This is a genomic window from Enterococcus avium (assembly GCF_002891025.1).
GTDB classification, from domain to species: Bacteria; Bacillota; Bacilli; order Lactobacillales; family Enterococcaceae; genus Enterococcus_A; species Enterococcus_A avium.
In genome coordinates, this window is record NZ_NBSL01000002.1 from 2,378,982 (window position 1) to 2,395,206 (window position 16,225).

Annotated in this window: 15 protein-coding genes; 4 read left to right on the top strand and 11 right to left on the bottom strand. The window is 40.4% G+C overall.

Annotation, left to right across the window (positions count from 1 at the left end; translation table 11 throughout):
- Nucleotides 1–55 precede the first annotated feature (55 nt).
- The 9 genes from AUF14_RS11910 to AUF14_RS11950 all read right to left on the bottom strand — a co-directional run bounded on the left by AUF14_RS11910 (nucleotide 56) and on the right by AUF14_RS11950 (nucleotide 9,382).
- Nucleotides 56–427 (bottom strand): type II toxin-antitoxin system PemK/MazF family toxin, encoded by a 372-nt coding sequence (locus AUF14_RS11910; RefSeq protein WP_016179520.1) that lies wholly within the window; start codon nucleotides 425–427, stop codon nucleotides 56–58.
- A gap of 36 nt (nucleotides 428–463) precedes the next feature.
- The gene (alr, locus tag AUF14_RS11915; protein ID WP_102866064.1) at nucleotides 464–1,591 is read right to left on the bottom strand and encodes an alanine racemase; all 1,128 of its coding nucleotides are present in this window, start codon (nucleotides 1,589–1,591) and stop codon (nucleotides 464–466) included.
- A gap of 19 nt (nucleotides 1,592–1,610) precedes the next feature.
- Complete coding sequence (gene acpS, locus AUF14_RS11920) at nucleotides 1,611–1,961, bottom strand: holo-ACP synthase (RefSeq protein WP_016179518.1); 351 nt, start codon at nucleotides 1,959–1,961, stop codon at nucleotides 1,611–1,613.
- A 147-nt stretch (nucleotides 1,962–2,108) separates the two neighbouring features.
- Complete coding sequence (cshA, locus tag AUF14_RS11925) at nucleotides 2,109–3,659, bottom strand: degradosome RNA helicase CshA (protein WP_048720287.1); 1,551 nt, start codon at nucleotides 3,657–3,659, stop codon at nucleotides 2,109–2,111.
- Between the two features lie 331 nt (nucleotides 3,660–3,990).
- Nucleotides 3,991–5,346, bottom strand: coding sequence for a UDP-N-acetylmuramoyl-tripeptide--D-alanyl-D-alanine ligase (locus tag AUF14_RS11930; RefSeq protein WP_049221839.1), 1,356 nt, complete (start codon nucleotides 5,344–5,346; stop codon nucleotides 3,991–3,993).
- A 164-nt stretch (nucleotides 5,347–5,510) separates the two neighbouring features.
- Nucleotides 5,511–6,575: a D-alanine--D-alanine ligase gene (locus tag AUF14_RS11935; RefSeq protein ID WP_016179515.1), complete on the bottom strand. Its 1,065-nt coding sequence runs from the start codon at nucleotides 6,573–6,575 to the stop codon at nucleotides 5,511–5,513.
- Nucleotides 6,576–6,675: 100 nt separating this feature from the next.
- Nucleotides 6,676–7,125, bottom strand: coding sequence for a YaiI/YqxD family protein (locus AUF14_RS11940; RefSeq protein ID WP_048720283.1), 450 nt, complete (start codon nucleotides 7,123–7,125; stop codon nucleotides 6,676–6,678).
- A complete protein-coding gene (locus AUF14_RS11945; protein ID WP_049221841.1) occupies nucleotides 7,109–8,455 on the bottom strand; it encodes a hypothetical protein in 1,347 nt (448 codons plus the stop codon). The genes AUF14_RS11940 and AUF14_RS11945 overlap by 17 nt, the downstream gene beginning before the upstream one ends.
- A 27-nt stretch (nucleotides 8,456–8,482) precedes the next feature.
- Nucleotides 8,483–9,382 carry a metallophosphoesterase gene (locus tag AUF14_RS11950; protein ID WP_049221843.1) on the bottom strand — a complete coding sequence of 300 codons (900 nt, stop codon included), beginning with the start codon at nucleotides 9,380–9,382 and terminating at the stop codon, nucleotides 8,483–8,485.
- Between the two features lie 187 nt (nucleotides 9,383–9,569).
- Between AUF14_RS11950 and AUF14_RS11955 the strand changes: the two genes are divergently transcribed.
- From AUF14_RS11955 to AUF14_RS11965, 3 genes are all read left to right on the top strand, one after another.
- Entirely contained in the window at nucleotides 9,570–9,971 is a 402-nt protein-coding gene (locus AUF14_RS11955) for a hypothetical protein (protein WP_049221845.1), read from the top strand.
- 46 nt (nucleotides 9,972–10,017) lie between these two features.
- The gene (locus tag AUF14_RS11960; RefSeq protein ID WP_049221846.1) at nucleotides 10,018–10,563 is read left to right on the top strand and encodes an LOG family protein; all 546 of its coding nucleotides are present in this window, start codon (nucleotides 10,018–10,020) and stop codon (nucleotides 10,561–10,563) included.
- Nucleotides 10,564–10,738: 175 nt separating this feature from the next.
- Nucleotides 10,739–12,013 (top strand): ISL3-like element IS1476 family transposase, encoded by a 1,275-nt coding sequence (locus tag AUF14_RS11965; protein WP_016252543.1) that lies wholly within the window; start codon nucleotides 10,739–10,741, stop codon nucleotides 12,011–12,013.
- A gap of 91 nt (nucleotides 12,014–12,104) precedes the next feature.
- Here the strand turns inward: AUF14_RS11965 and gshAB are convergent, their stop codons facing one another.
- On the bottom strand, nucleotides 12,105–14,366 hold the full coding sequence (gene gshAB / locus AUF14_RS11970; protein WP_049221848.1) for a bifunctional glutamate--cysteine ligase GshA/glutathione synthetase GshB: 2,262 nt from the start codon (nucleotides 14,364–14,366) through the stop codon (nucleotides 12,105–12,107).
- Between the two features lie 172 nt (nucleotides 14,367–14,538).
- On the opposite strand from gshAB, the gene AUF14_RS11975 reads away from it, so the two are divergent.
- Nucleotides 14,539–14,736, top strand: a complete 198-nt coding sequence (locus tag AUF14_RS11975) for a hypothetical protein (protein ID WP_016179508.1) — start codon at nucleotides 14,539–14,541, stop codon at nucleotides 14,734–14,736.
- A 95-nt stretch (nucleotides 14,737–14,831) separates the two neighbouring features.
- On the opposite strand, the gene ftsY is transcribed toward AUF14_RS11975, so the two are convergent.
- Nucleotides 14,832–16,214 carry a signal recognition particle-docking protein FtsY gene (gene ftsY, locus AUF14_RS11980; protein ID WP_102866065.1) on the bottom strand — a complete coding sequence of 461 codons (1,383 nt, stop codon included), beginning with the start codon at nucleotides 16,212–16,214 and terminating at the stop codon, nucleotides 14,832–14,834.
- Between the last annotated feature and the right edge of the window lie 11 nt (nucleotides 16,215–16,225).

Sequence of the window (16,225 nt, forward strand, 5' to 3'; positions counted from 1 at the left end):
GACAGATAAAAAATAGCAACAAACCGCATCTTGGCTAACCAACAAAAAGTTGATTTTATGTAAGATTCGTTGTGACCGCAGCCATCGTTTCAATGCCGATACTAATACGCAAAGCTGCGTCAACTTCTGCCATCAGACAACGATCCAAATGACAAACCTTTTCCTTTAAACGAGATTTGTCGATCGTCCGAATCTGCTCTAATAGGATTACCGAATCTCTTTCAATTCCGGTTCCATTCGATTTTATTCCAATATGTGTTGGTAATTTAGGCTTCGCCATTTTCGCCGTGATCGCTGCAATGATGATCGTTGGACTGAAATGGTTGCCCAAATTATTTTGGATTACCAACACCGGCCGAATGCCTCCTTGTTCAGAACCAATAACTGGCGATAAATCTGCGAAATAGATATCACCACGCTTAACCATAATTTTCCTCCTGAGCTTCAGAATTTTTTTATATATTTACTCTTGATATATTCTTGGTACGCGTTCCGAAAGCATACAACAAACTTCATAATGGATTGTCCCTAAGTGGTCGGCTACATCCTGCATCGTAATCTCTTGCCCATTATTTTCACCGATCAATGTGACTTTAGTTCCAACCTTAAAATCACGCGGCAGTCGGATCATTAATTGATCCATACAAACGCGGCCGACAATCTCACAAAACTGGCCCTCTACTAACAATGAAAAACCCTGCATTTTCCGTAGCCAACCATCTGCATACCCGATTGGAACGGTGCCAATCCATTCTTTCGCAGGTGTGTCATAGGTTTTTCCATAGCCGACACCCTCACCAGCAGCCAATTCCTTCACCTGAATCAATTCAGATACTAATTCCATTGCTGGTTTCAATGGATAAGATTCAGGTAATTCATGACCCGAAGGATTCAATCCATACATCCCAACACCGTAACGAATCATATTTCCCGGCATCTCTTGATTATGCCAAAGGGCAGTTGCGCTGTTGCTTGAATGCACATAACGAGGAAGATGATCTAGTGCTTCGATCACGTGTTTAAAGCGATCCGCTTGCTTGTGCCAATAACTTGTATCCTTTTCATCTGCTGTCGCAAAATGAGTAAACAAACCTTCCCAGACCATATTAGGAGAGGCTTCAATAATTGCAGCTACCTCTTTGACTTCTTCGGGTGTTAAAAAACCCAGCCGGCTCATACCTGTATCTGCTTTGATATGAATTTTTATTGGAGTTGTTGCCTCCTCTAAATCTCTTAGTACCTCTTGTGCTTCAATTAACCATTCCTTTGTTGCTACAGTAATTGATAAATCATAATCAATCACCAATGATAAATAACTTGGAAATACAACGCTCAATACTAAGATGGGTTCAGTGATTCCCGCTTCTCGTAATTCCATCGCTTCATCTAGAGTTGCCACACAAAATCCGGTTGCGCCAACTGATAAAGCTTGTTGAGCGGTAGCCACCGCTCCATGTCCGTAGCCATCTGCCTTCACGACTGCGAATAATTCTACCCCTTTAGGTAATCGATCAATTTCATTTTTAATATTCTCTCTCAATGCGTTTCTATGTATAATAGCTCTCGTTGGTCGATGATACGTTACAACCATAAACTTAGTGTCCTTCTTTCTATTCCTCCAGCAATACTTGTGCGATTGCTAGTTCCTCCGTATGGGTCAAGCTGACAAACACCTTTCCCTGATGAGGTGATTTTGTAAAGGCGGGTGCACCATTATCATCGCGTAATATTTCTAAATCTTGAAAACTGACTTTCCCAATGCCTGTCCCCCAAGCTTTAGAAAAAGCTTCTTTGCATGCATACCGTCCTGCTAGAAATTCTACCTGACGATGTGGAGAATGGCTAGCAAAAAGGGTCTGTTCCGCTGGAGTTAATATCCGTTCCACAAAATGCGGCCGGCGTTCAATGATTTTTGCGACCCGTTCAAGCTCAGTCGCATCGATCCCGATTCCTTTAATCATGCTCTCAACCCTTTCAAGTAACATCTTTATTTTACCAAAGACTTCTTTAAATGCTACGATTTTTTTTTAATAATCCATGAAAAGTCCTTCATAACAAGAAAAAAACCATCAATCAAAAAGATCGATGGCTTTGATAGTTCTGAAAAACTAATCGTTTGAGTTAGTGCGAATAACGAATCCGCGTTTTTTATCATTGCTGCGGTTCGTATTTTTATTGTTGCTACGTGATTTATTACCGCCGTAATTTTTATTTTTGTTACGATCACGATCACCACCGCGGTCTTTACGGTAGTTGTCTTTTCCACGTCCGCCGCCACGGTTATTTCCACCGCCGCGTTTGCCGCCACGATTGAAACCGCCTTTTTTATTTGAAGGTAATGGACGTTCAGGCGTAATTTTTACAGGAACCGCATCAGCAGGATCTTTGGCTGTCGTCTTCAATAATAAAGCAGCCAGTTCTTCTGGTGAATAAGCAGCTAATAATTCTTTTGCTGATTCGTTGTATTTTTCTAGGCTGTCGGAATTTTCCTCCATTTGATTTTGAATTTGTTCCATTGCAGCGCCTAGTTGACCTTTAAAGGCTTCTTTTTCGGTTGGTGGACGCATTGGGTTCATGCGTTTTTTCGTTAAGTTTTCGATCACATGCAAGTAGCCCATTTCGTTTGGTGTAACAAACGTTACAGACATCCCACCTTTACCAGCACGACCTGTACGGCCGATACGGTGAACGTAGCTTTCTGGATCTTGCGGAATATCATAGTTGTACACATGGGTAACACCTGAGATATCCAAGCCGCGAGCAGCAACGTCTGTCGCTACTAAAATATCCAAATCACCACGTTTGAATGAACGCAAAACGCTCATCCGTTTTTGTTGTGATAAATCACCGTGGATACCTTCAGCTTTATAGCCGCGAGCTTCTAAACCACGAGCCAATTCGTCAACACGACGTTTTGTCCGACCAAAAACGATGGCTAAATCTGGTGTTTGAACATCAAACAAACGTGTCATAACATCAAATTTTTCGTAATCTTTTGCTCGAACGTAATACTGATCAATCAAATCAGCCGTCATTTCTTTAGCTTTAATCTTCACGTGCTCTGGAGTTTTCATAAACTTCACGCCGATTTTTTTAATTGCATCAGGCATTGTTGCTGAAAACAACAATGTTTGGCGTTCTGCAGGGACTTTACTGATAATTTTTTCGATATCTTCTAAGAAGCCCATGTTCAACATTTCGTCCGCTTCATCCAAGACTAATGTTTCCACAGTTTCTAGTTTCAAGGTGTGGCGATTAATATGATCCAACATCCGGCCTGGGGTTCCTACAACGATATGCGGACGGTCCTTCAAACCGCGGATTTGACGACCAATATCTGCTCCGCCATAAACAGCTTGTACGCGAATTTTTTTATCGCGGCCTAAGCGAAACAGTTCTTCTTGTGTTTGGATCGCAAGCTCACGTGTTGGTGCGATGACAAGTCCTTGTAATACATTTTTCGTTGTGTCGATCTTGTTCAGCATCGGCAAGCCAAAAGCAGCCGTTTTACCTGTACCTGTTTGTGCTTGTCCGATTACATCTTTTCCTTCTAAAGCTAATGGAATTGTTTGCTCTTGGATTGGCGTTGCTTCTTCAAAACCTGAGCGCTCGATTGCGACTAATAGTTCTGGTGCTAATTTTAGTTCTTTGAATTTCAAATGATATCCTCCTAATGTCTGTTGACCTTATCATTTAGAGCGTATGGTTTGGTATCTGCGTTTGGTCTGCAACTGTCCCTTTAGTTGCCGTCCTTGGCGATACTACCGAAAAACCGCTCCGCGAAGTCAGGCGGAAGGATCATCTCTCACAAAAAGGGGCTGAGACATCATTCAACTGAAAAATGCCCCAACCGCTTCTCAAAATAATTGGTAAGCCAGCGAATCTTCCGCTAGCGAATCTTTAATTTATTAGATGACTCGTTCAATCATTACTTCAATTTCTCGGCAATGGCTAATTTTAGCACATCATTTCGTTTTCTGCAAGTTTTCATTACTTCTGCAATGCTTCAACGACTTCGGACAAGCCCATCCCATTACTGCCTTTCAAAACAATACTGTCATCAGCTTGCAAACTGTTTTTGATGTCTTCTAACATTTGCTGTTTATCCTCTTTGCCAAAGTAATGTACCGCTAATGTTGGATAACGATCAGCTAACGCTACCTTTAGACCCTTCATTTCATCTCCATATAAAAAGATTTCATGAAAATCCTGATCATTTATATGTTCTACCATGCTCGTATGTAATGAGAAGGAATCGTCACCTAACTCCAACATATCCGCTAAAACGGCTAAACGACGACCGTTTGTTGGTAATTTCGCAAAAGTATCCAATACCAAACCCATAGCTGTTGGATTGGCATTATAAACATCACTTAAAATGTCTGCACCATTACTTGCTTTCAACCATTGCGTACGATTTTGCGTCACTTGGACATACGCCAAGCCTTGGAAAATCTCGTCATTATTTAACCCAAACCAGCGACCGATCGCCATGGCGATCAATGCATTTTGTACATTGTAGCTTCCTGGTAATGGGATTTGATAGCCATTGTCATCGACAGAGAAAACCGTCGCACCTTTACTCTCGTTCAGGATCGTAGCAGACAGCTCTCCTGCTTGAATGCCGACTGTTTGAACCGTTTGAGACAATGAAGTTATCCGGTCTTCCAGTAACGGTTCGTTCGCCGGAATCACCAGCAGACCATCCGAGGCTAAGCCTGTCATAATCTCCATTTTTGCATCTGCGATTTTTTCACGTGAACCTAAGTTTTCGATATGGGCTTCACCAATAATTGTAATTGCCGCAACATCTGGTTCAGCCAGTTCAGATAACACGTTAATTTCCCCTGCATGATCCATGCCCATTTCCAAAATCAGCTTTTCAGTACCTTCTGGCATATGTAAGATCGTGTACGGCAAACCAATATCATTGTTGTAATTCCCTTGTGTTTTATATGTCCGAAACTTTTGGCTAAGGACTGATTCAGTCATATCTTTTGTCGTGGTTTTACCATTCGAACCTGTAATCGCGATCACATCTGGATTTTCTTCCAGTAAATAATAGCTTGCTAATGCTTGAAAAGCCAACAAGGTATCTTTCACTAAAATCACTGCGATATCTTCAGGTGCTGTAGCTGGATCCCGGCTCCATAATGTTGCTGTCGCTCCATTTTCAATTGCTTTTGCTACAAACTCATGGCCATCATTCGTTCCCTGTAGCGGAACAAATAAATCGCCGGCTTCAATTTTTCGTGAATCGAATTCGACACCAGTAACGGTCACCTCATTTTCCGCCAATACTTTACCTTGAACGGCCTTGCTGATGATTGTCGTTGTAAAATTCATGGTGTTCCTCCCAAATTTTTGTTTCTGACTTTTGCAAAGGCTCCGCAAACCCGTTCATTTTTGAGTACTGAACAGATGCGATAAGCCGGACGCTAAAAGGAACTTGAGACATCATTCATTCGAATCATGTCTCAAGTCCTGTTTGTGACTAAACAGCTACTTGATTATTCAAAACGCGCCTGTTGTTCGTAGCGCTTATTTCCTAATTGAATCAATTCTTCAATCAGATCGCTATACTTCAAGCCCATATTTTCCCATAACAATGGATACATACTGAACTCAGTAAATCCGGGCATCGTATTCAGCTCATTCAAGAATAATTCATTTTTATTTGTCAAGAAAAAGTCGCAGCGACTTAATCCTGATCCACCTAACATTGTATAGGCTGATTTTGCAAAATCGCGAGCTTTTTGCATCACATCTTCCGGCACATCCGCTGGAATTGCCATTTGAATCGTATTATTGATGTATTTAGCATTGTAATCATAGAATGCTTCTTCCTTTACGACCTCACCAGGTAATGTCGTCCGCACATCGTCATTGCCTAATACCGCAACTTCAATCTCACGAGCATCGATGCCTTGCTCAACTAAAGCTCTTGAATCATAGCGATAAGCTTCTTGCAATGCGTTTTGCAGTTCTTCGCGATTTTCAGCACGTGAAATTCCTACGCTAGAGCCCATATTCGCCGGTTTGACAAACATTGGATACAGTAACGTTCCCTCACATTTATCAAAAATTTGTTTAGGATTTTCTTTCCATTGGTTTTTTAGGACTGGAACGTAAGGAACCTGCGGGATGCCAGCTGCCTGCAAAATGTATTTCGTCATAATTTTGTCCATTGCACAAGCACTCGTCATTACACCCGCACCAACGTAAGGCATATCCAATGTCTCTAAGAACCCTTGAATCGTGCCATCTTCACCATTAGGTCCGTGCAAGACTGGAAAAACAATCGCATTATCTTCTTTGATATCGCCAGGAGCGATTACTTTGCCGCTGAACCCTTCAACTTCATTTCCAGTCGGATCCCACGTCAAACGCAACGTTTCATCTGTTTCTGGCGCTTCTGTCAACAAGGGGCCTTTGACCCACTGGCCTGTTTTATCAATATAAATAAGCTGTACTTGATAATAATCAAAATAAACCGCAGAAATAACTGAAAAAGCCGATAAAATCGCAACATCGTGTTCTGGACTCTTTCCACCATAAAGTAAAATTATTTTCACCTGAGTATCCTCCATTACTTTCTGATCCCTAACATTTTAGCACAAAAATCAAAATCCCCAAAAAGAAATTTTACAATTATTACAATGCTTATCATTTAGATTACATCAAAGACTGTTGAACCAAGCTTTCTAGAACGCTTCTAAAATGCTCGCGATCCTCATTTGTAAAAGGTTTTGGTCCTTTTGTACGCTGTTTTGCCTGACGCATTTTACTACCAATAAAACGGTGCGTCAGTAAAGCGTCAATATTCATCTGCGTATATTCCAACCCTGTCTGATGTAAAACATGGGCTGCTTTTGCCAACGTCAAAGAAGCCAACCCGTAATCTTGGGTAATCAAAATATCTTCCGGCTGAATGACCGAAACGATTTTAAAATCAGCAGAATCCGCCCCTCGATCAACATAGATGAACTCCACGAAATCGGGGTATTCTTTTTTCGAGTAATGATCGATACTCGTTACGATTACTACTGGTAATCCAAATTTTTTTGCAACGGCGATCGTCGTATCTTTCACTGGCGAACCGTCGCCATCAATGATCAAACGCATGTTTTCCAACCCTTCCAATCCAGCAAAGACCAATCAATAAAAGAATGATCGAAGCAAATTTCACTATATCCATTGTTGCAAGGATCTCCGGTGTGTGCAAGCTGCGCAGTAAAAAGATATCTTTGATTGGTAGTTTTTTTAATTGCAGCGTGATCAATAACAAAAACATCAAGATAAACTGGTGAGTGATACTGCCCTTATTTGACGTTGAGAACTTCGCGGTAAGACGTTGCTGTGGTTCGATTGTTTCTGTTTGATAATACAAACGATTTAACCATGCACTCGTGCCCTTTTGAAAGAAGGTTAAGACAAAAATCGCGATTGGAAACATGAAGCGAATACTCAACAATACTAACCCTGCGGCTAAACCCACAAGTTGAACAAACAAATCATTTTTGAAATAGCGACGTACGCTGCCAGCCAAAACTAGCGAACTGATTACACCTAACAAATATGGTAAAAACAAATACGTTCCTTGTGCGGCGGGGCCTTTATAGACAGCAACATAAAAGGCTCCAAAAAGAAAAATAAAATTGCCCAGCATACCATTAAGAAATGTTAACATATTTTGCCAAAGTGGTAGTTTCCAACGATCTTTTACTTGATTCACCACAACAATAGCTAACATAAAAATACCAGCGAATAAGATAATCGCATAATCCAGCATGGACTCATTAAATAGCAAACGACCGCTACGAAGTAAAAAGAGTGCCGCAAAAAACAATAGGAACCAAATTAGTTCTGAAATAGAAAAAAACTGTTTTGTTAACTCCTTAAAATCCATTTCATAATGCGGATAGTGCTTTACAGTATGATATGCACAAACAAAATAAAACGTAACGATACTCGGTACAATCACCGCTTGAAGCGTTAAGGAGAGCGTCGTTCCAAAAAATAAAGGAACTAAAACGATCAGTGCTGCCAAATAGCGGTGACTACTCATCGTTTGAAAGCCTTTAGACTTTTCAAGATAAGTTACGCTCGTATTTGCTGGGGGCAACCATGCTGCGCTTAGTCCTAAAAAGATACTGCCAAATAAATAGAAAGTAAAATGTAATGCTCCAATTAATGTTAGAAATGAACCAATTCCACCTATTAAGAGTGACACCATCAATAACGTATATTGATCAATCGAGCGATACAATCCTCGTATCAAAAAAATCCCAGTTACTCGAAAAGTATAAAATAAAACAAACGGCAATACCGTAACGGAAGATTGATAATTGATAAGATGCATAAAAAGTAAATACGGTATAACAATCATCGTATTGGCTAATACGAATGGTGTCGTCTGAGTAAACTGTCTAAAAAAACGTTTCATTGTTTCCATAAAAAATCCCTTCCCATTAATACAAAATCAATAAGCAATCAACGTCACTGCTTTTCGAAATTCTTCGATTAAGTGGGCCTCTTTATAAGCGGCAAATTCCGCTTGATACTTATTCAATAGGCTCCGCATTTTCATTGGAATAAAGACTTCTGCTAATTGATTGTCCAAAACGAAATCCCGTGTGATTCCCCATTCATAATAATATCCTAATGGCCGACAGCTATAGGTCGTTCCTTGAATCTTTTGATCAGTAAAGCGCCGATGAGTATGTCCAAACACGACCTGCTGAATATTGGAATATTGATCCAATAATTCTCCTAAACCCTGAGAACCTAAAAAAGCGTTCAATTTATTCCAAATCTGATATTTTCCGTTGAGGTGCACGATAAATTCTTCCTTCGGCACAAAATGCGTTGCTAAGATAATTTGATATTTTTTTTGCTCCAAATCATCTAAGACAGTGTGCAATTGACTTAAGATAGCTTTATCCACCGTCTGATCATCAGAAAAGCGTTCAATAATTCGATCAAACCAATAAATATTCTTGATCGAACGAATTTGCTGCGGATCACTAAGCTCAGAAAAGCCATAATCGTACCAGCCATTAAAGCCTAATAATACGGTTTGCTGATTCAACGGTACATAGCGTAGATTCAGAAAATGGCTGTCAGGATAATGCTCAATCATCTGCTCTCCTTTAACATTTCCCATCTCATGATTTCCTAAATTAAAGGTTGTTGGCAGCCCACGTGAGCGAAAAAAATGATTGATCGCTAGTGTCTGGTCGATCTTATTAGCCGTATCACCAGCAAAGTGTAAGCGGGTTGCTCCATATTCCTGCAACAACTCAAAAAGCTTGGTCAACTCTGACTCGCCAAGGTGATTGATATCGGCATGTAAATCTGTGATCACCGCTAATTTTCCCATCTCACATCCTCCTTCTTGGTCTACTTTACACAACTCACCACAATAATGCGAGTCAAAAGCTGAAATGTTGATTTGGAAATTTTATGTCTGTGCTATACTTAAATAAGAGAAATTATTCAAACTGTTTATTTACAAGTTTTATTAAACAGATTTATTTTTTCTGGAAGACAAAAAGGAGGGGATCTAAATGGTTACTTATCACAATTTGCAAACTGATTTATTGCAAGCGCTTGATCTGCACATTGATATTTTAAAGGAAGTTGATGATATCGAAAGAGAAGAACTACCAGGCTTCTTATTTATGATGCGAAGTTTAGGTTTCATGCTTGATCGCGCGGCGCTAGTATTGGCTAGCGGTGATGATGAAGAGATGTATTATATGATGTTCCAATACTACAGCCTGCTGAAAGAATTGAAATTCAATCTAGCTATGAACTTTCCCCACGCGAAGATCCAAGGCGAACCCCTGATTGATACCGTCAATCGCTTCCCCGATAATTACGAAAAAGAAATGAAAACTTGGTGGGAAGAAAAGACTGGCCTGACGGTCGAAGAGACAAAACAAACAATCGAGCTGGAAGAGCTCTAATTTCACCCGAATAAACGGATTCTTAAATCCAATAGGAGGCGATCATATGCGCATCGCTGTATACTGCGGTGCTCACCTTGGAGCAGATCCTGCCTACCTAGCGGCCGCAAAGGAATTAGGACAATGGATCGTCGAAAATAATCACGAGCTCATCTATGGTGGCAGTAGACTAGGCTTAATGGGCGCAGTAGCTGATATGGTCTTGGCTGGGAATAGAAAAGTGATTGGCATCATGCCAAAATTTTTACAAGATACCGAACGTATACACACTGGACTAACAGAAATGATTACTGTTAACGACTTGGATGAACGCAAAAAGGCCTTGATGCAGCATAGCGATGTTTGTCTGGCATTACCAGGCGGTGTGGGAACTCTCGAAGAAATCAGTGAAGCCTTTTCGTGGGCACGAGTTGGACAGAATAATAATCCCTGTATTTTCTTTGATGTAAAAAACTACTATCAGCTGTTGCAGGCATTTTTTGATCAGATGGTGGAGCAAGCCTTTTTATCAAAGGAGGATCGGCAGTTGGTTTTATTTTCTGATTCATTGTCAGCGATTGATACATTCATTCACAACTATTATGCAAAATAAATCCACGTTGCCAATGCAGCGTGGATTTATTTTTTGGTTCTATAATATTTTGTGTTGGTGGAAAATCGAAGGCGATTTTCTACTAACACTTTTTTCTTCGTTTCAACTCAAAAAGAGACTCACTTTTGGTAAAATTTAGTCGACCAAAACGTCACCCTACCAAAGGAGTCTCTCAATGGATAATCATACTAGAAAATTACTCGGATTAACAGATAAACATTTATTTTTTGATGAAGAATGGCTGATTGAAAAAGAATATAAAGGCGTTCAAGCGCAGTTTATTAAAGGAAAATTGGATGACTCTCCTTCCTGTTGTGAACACTGTCGATCGGTTCGTATTATCCGCAACGGTTCCTATACGACACGCACTCAGATGTTGAAAGTCAAAGAAAAGTTAACTATTTTAGAATTAAAACGTACCCGTTTTCTCTGTCATGATTGTGGAAGGACCTTTTCTGCGAAAACGGACTTAGTTGATGAACATCATCAACTAACAAAGGAACTGAAGCAGGCGATTCTCATGGAACTGTACGAAAATCAATCACGTAAACTAATCGCTAAGAAGTACTTCGTCTCGGATGGGACGGTGACACGGATCTTGCGTGAAGCAACGAAGCATTACCAGCCACGTATGAACTTCCTTCCGACGGTGTTATGCATGGATGAGTTCAAATCAATGAAGTCTGTTTCTGGTTCCATGAGTTTTATTTGTGTTGATGGAACAACCAATCAGCTATTTACGATCCTTGAAGATCGTAGACTTTACAAACTAACTCAATACTTCCTGCGCTTTCCTAGAAAAGCTCGTTTAAAGGTCAAGTACCTAGTGATGGACATGAATGCCAGCTATTGTCAGCTGCTTAAAACGGTCTTTCCAAATGCGGAGATCGTAACTGACCGCTTTCATATTGTCCAACATATCAATCGCAGCTTCAATCAATTGCGTGTCCAGATCATGAATCGTTTTCGAACCTCACACTCTGAAAATCAGAAGAAGTACCGTCGGCTCAAGCGATATTGGAAACTCTTACTCAAAGATTCCACGACATTGGAGCCACTCAAAAGACATTATCACCGACTGTTTAAACGACCGATTAGTCAAACAGAAATCGTCGATGAACTGTTAAGCTACAACGAAGAATTGCGAACAGCGTATCATTTTTGTCAATTATTACGCTATTATTTCGTTAAACGAGATACGGAAGGCTTTCAAGAAACCCTTAAAACAATTTCATCTACGTTACCTCAGTCGTTTAAAAAGAAATTTACGATCTTCCATCGCTACCAATCGGGTATTTCAAATGCCTTTAAGGTGTCCCACTCAAACGGCGTCACTGAGGGGCTGAATAACAAGATCAAGCTGATTAAACGAATTGCGTTTGGTTATCGCAACTTTTATAACTTTCGGGCACGGATCTATTTACAACAAGGTCTGATCTTTGAAAACTAAAAATATGCGGCGCACAGAACGCGCCGCATATCGGACTAAGTTTTATTCAAATTTGTCTTCACCAACACGATTTGACGAAGAGCCTATTTTTTTAGATTGTCATTTCAGGATATAAGAAACGCAGCACATCCAACGTTAAACGCCGACTCTTCCCAGCATAGGGATAGATATGCATGTGCATCATCGGATTGAAATTTGCTTCGATAATTCCATAATCCTCGTGTGTCTCATATGGCTTGTCCTTATCAGGGATGATCAAATCAATGCCGCTGATGCTGGCGCCTAGTACTTCTACTGCATCAACCGCCAGCTGCTTATAGCTTTCATGAATATCATCCGTAACATCAATGGAGTCTCCGCCGGTGGATACATTTGAATTTTCTCTCAAGAAGACCTGTTGACCTTTTTCAGGAATACTGTCGATTCGCAATCCTTGTTCTTTCAACATTAACTGCTCCAAATCACCTAATTGGATTTTCTCTAATGGTGACCGATGATTCGTCCCTCGTAAAGGGTTGTCATTCTTTTCAGCAACTAATTCTTCGATTGAACGTTCACCATCACCAATTACATTCGCTGGTATTCGCAGTAAAACGGCCTTTACTTGATGATCAATCACAAAAAATCGGTATTCCGTTCCTGGCAGAAATTCTTCAATAATGATTTCATCGTCTTCTGCAAAAGCCATTGCTAAACCTGCATTGAAATCGGTTATTGACGTTTCACCCTTAAAGATCGTAATGCCTAAGCCATAATTCGTTGATTTTGGTTTAATGACAAACGCTTTTTGAGCAAATCGCGGATAGGCCTTCTTCGCGTCATCCATCAAACCAAACGTTTCACCATCTGGCACACGGAAACCCGCTCGAGCTAGTACGATTTTAGTGACTGTTTTATTTGCCATCAATAATGGCGCAATATATGTGTCTTTGCTAGTCATATTGCCATTTTTGACAAATTCCTGATGTTCGTCGTGCTGTAGTTTCACAAATTGATCTTGTCGATCCAGCACTTCTGTTTCGATCCCCTTTTGAATCGCATCAAATAATAAATTCTGTGTTGACAGTTCCATTTCTTGAAAGCCCGCCAATTGATACGGATACGCCCAAGCCTGTTCATAAAACTTACGACCCAATTCAGTTGCTACAGCAGCTTGACCGTTTGCTTCATCCAGGGCTAATATTCTTGCAGCTAGCGTTTCTTCCGGATAATCCAGCCATGCTTGATATTTCTTCAGCAGGTCGGCACCTTCTATTTCTAATTCATCCACCATTTGCAGCATTTCAGCAAAAATCGCTTGTCCTTCTGTTAAATAAGCCGTTGTTTTTGCAGGATGCTCTAAAGAAACCGCATCACTAATGCGATTGCCTTCAGCTACCCATTCATCTGCTGGTAATTTTTCGTCTGTCCATAGTAAATAGAGCATGAACAAATGGATGAATTCAATCTCAGCTGCATCAATTCCGACGCGGTCAAAGGGATTCAAATCAATATTACGTAATTCCACATAACGAATTCCTGTATGAAATAGATCTGCAACTTTTTTGCCTCCACGCATCCTGATTGGCGCATAAAATTCTTTTTCTTCCGATAAACGACCTAAGGCAACATTCTCAGCGAGATCTTCACTATATCGCGACAAAGTTTCATAAGAGACCTGCACATCTGGCTTATTCACATACCCATAATGACTGGTACGAATACTACGGACAGGCTCCTTTGGACGATCTTCATCATCAAAATAGCGTGCTTCGCTAAGTGGACTTGCTCCAAATAAATAGGTCAGCAGCCAACGATAACGTAAAAAATTGCGGGCGATTTTCATATATAAACGAGTCTTGAAGTCCTCCATTGAAACCTCTTCCTCGCATGCTAAATGCAATTGCCGAATCAAATCTAAGCCATATTCAAAATTAAAATGAATCCCACTTACCATTTGTTTCCGCTTGCCGTATTCACGAGCTAGATACCGACGATACAAAACATCCGCGTGTCGTTCTAATTTCGCTATCTGAATATCTCCTTCATTCTCCGGAAGTGCTGGCGGCATAGAAAATGGCCACATCATCTCATCCTTTGGCATACTCCGTTGCGCCACATCATGAATCGCTTCTAAATAAGCCAATACTTCGTCAACAGACTCAGTAACTGGCGTAATCAACTCCAATTGTGTTTCAGAAAAATCTGTTTGAATATAAGGATGAAAGCTCCGATTTCCTACAGATGTCGGATGATCGGTCTGTACAAGATCTCCGTCTAAAGTCACTCTTTGGCTTTCCTTTTCAATTCCATAACGCGCTTGCAGTAAAAAAGGCTTCACCTTTTCTTGTGTCATCATTTTTTTTGTATTCATTTGTCCATAGCCCTCCCATGCTACATTATATAGAAGAATATCCAGAAACAGAACGAAAATGCTTAAAAAAAGATAGTATTAAATATGATAATATGATTAAATATTAATAACAAAAAGATTAATCAAAAAAATCACTACACGTCTTTTATTAAAAAGAATGGAGGCCTAGCTTATGCAGGAAAAAAATCAATCAATGACAAACGATCCCTCTCATCTAAGTCAAAAGAGTGGGACTAAAGAATTTGTAATGCTGCGCCCACATCGTCAGCACCAATTTCATTGCGATGATATCCAGAAGATAATGGACGCGAATGCCCGACAAAACAAGGTCAGTCTACACGTTCCACCTTACTTTCAAGAAAAGCACTAGCCCATTTTGCTAAACAGCCAATCATTATTTGTAACTAACATCTATACTTTAAAAATTGCAAAAAGAGCTGTTGAGGTGGACTCAACAGCTCTTTTTTACTCTTCTTTCAATAATCCTTTAAACAGACCGACTGCGAAATCATTTGGGTTAAAAGCTTCCAGATCATTTAAGCCTTCTCCTAGACCAACTAATTTAACAGGCAAATGCAACTCATTGCGAATTGCCAAAACAATACCGCCCTTAGCTGTTCCATCCAATTTCGTCAAGACCAAACCAGTAACGTCCGTTGTTTCTTTAAATTGTCGTGCTTGAACTAGCGCATTTTGTCCTGTCGTCGCATCTACGACCAATAACACTTCATGAGGAGCTGTTGGAAATTCTCGTTGAATGACGCGTTTGATTTTCTCCAGCTCGTTCATTAAGTTGACTTTATTCTGTAATCTTCCTGCAGTATCAATCAGCAGAACATCATAATTTTCCTTCTTAGCTTTGTCAACAGCATCAAATACTACAGCTGCTGGATCACCGCCGGCATTGCCGCGAACAACTTCAACACCTGAACGCTGTCCCCAAACAACTAATTGATCAATCGCACCTGCACGAAACGTATCTGCTGCAGCCAGTAAGACTTTCTTGCCTTCGTTTTTGTATTGGTTCGCTAATTTTCCGATACTGGTAGTTTTCCCAGTCCCATTCACACCCACGAACAAAATCACACTCAATCCATCGTTTTGCAGATTAATTGCATTATTCTCGTTGATGCCTTCCGCTTCATAAATGTCGACCAATTTCTCAATGATGACATTTTGAACTTGAGCCGGTTTCTTAGCATTTTTCAGCTTGACCTCTTGCCGTAATGAATCTGTTAGTTTGATAGCAGTATCGAAACCAACATCGGCACCGATCAAGGTTTCTTCCAAATCTTCGAAGAAATCCTCATCCACTCGACGGAAACGAGCAAACAACTCATTCATTCGTTCACCAAATGATTTTCTAGTCTTCTCTAGACCTTTGTCGTATTTCTCTTGAACGGTTTCTTCCGGTTGCTCAGGTTCAGCAGGAACTATGTTTTCAGATTCCAGCTCTGAAACTTCTATCGATTCCGATTCTGTTTTCAGTTCTATAGGTGTGGATTCAATTTCTGTCTGTTCAACCTGAACTTCTTCACTACCAATTGCTGAATCGACAGGCTCTTCTTTTACTTCTAAATCATCACTTTTTAATCCTTGTGTTGGTATTTCTTGCGGAAGCTCCATTGATTTCTCGATTTGGTCAGACGATTTTTCCGGTTCCCCTTCTTGCTCCTCATCCGTATCAGCAGTGGCTTCTTCATTGCTTGGTGTTTCAACTACTTCCCCGGTTTCTACCTCATCGCGATCCTCGGAGACTGATTGATCTTCAACGACTTCTTCTTGCTTTTCAGGTTCTTCATTCTGTTCACCACTAAAGGCTTTTTTTATGCGGTCAAATAATCCCATGTAAAATCCCC

Coding starts and splice junctions, on each gene's coding strand:
- ftsY (WP_102866065.1), bottom strand. CDS start 16,214: ATGGGATTATTTGACCGCATAAAAAAAGCCTTTAGTGGTGAACAGAAT.
- AUF14_RS11930 (WP_049221839.1), bottom strand. CDS start 5,346: ATGAATTTTACAACGACAATCATCAGCAAGGCCGTTCAAGGTAAAGTA.
- AUF14_RS11965 (WP_016252543.1), top strand. CDS start 10,739: ATGGATAATCATACTAGAAAATTACTCGGATTAACAGATAAACATTTA.
- AUF14_RS11955 (WP_049221845.1), top strand. CDS start 9,570: ATGGTTACTTATCACAATTTGCAAACTGATTTATTGCAAGCGCTTGAT.
- AUF14_RS11945 (WP_049221841.1), bottom strand. CDS start 8,455: ATGGAAACAATGAAACGTTTTTTTAGACAGTTTACTCAGACGACACCA.
- AUF14_RS11960 (WP_049221846.1), top strand. CDS start 10,018: ATGCGCATCGCTGTATACTGCGGTGCTCACCTTGGAGCAGATCCTGCC.
- AUF14_RS11975 (WP_016179508.1), top strand. CDS start 14,539: ATGCAGGAAAAAAATCAATCAATGACAAACGATCCCTCTCATCTAAGT.
- acpS (WP_016179518.1), bottom strand. CDS start 1,961: ATGATTAAAGGAATCGGGATCGATGCGACTGAGCTTGAACGGGTCGCA.
- AUF14_RS11910 (WP_016179520.1), bottom strand. CDS start 427: ATGGTTAAGCGTGGTGATATCTATTTCGCAGATTTATCGCCAGTTATT.
- AUF14_RS11950 (WP_049221843.1), bottom strand. CDS start 9,382: ATGGGAAAATTAGCGGTGATCACAGATTTACATGCCGATATCAATCAC.
- gshAB (WP_049221848.1), bottom strand. CDS start 14,366: ATGAATACAAAAAAAATGATGACACAAGAAAAGGTGAAGCCTTTTTTA.
- alr (WP_102866064.1), bottom strand. CDS start 1,591: ATGGTTGTAACGTATCATCGACCAACGAGAGCTATTATACATAGAAAC.
- AUF14_RS11940 (WP_048720283.1), bottom strand. CDS start 7,125: ATGCGTTTGATCATTGATGGCGACGGTTCGCCAGTGAAAGATACGACG.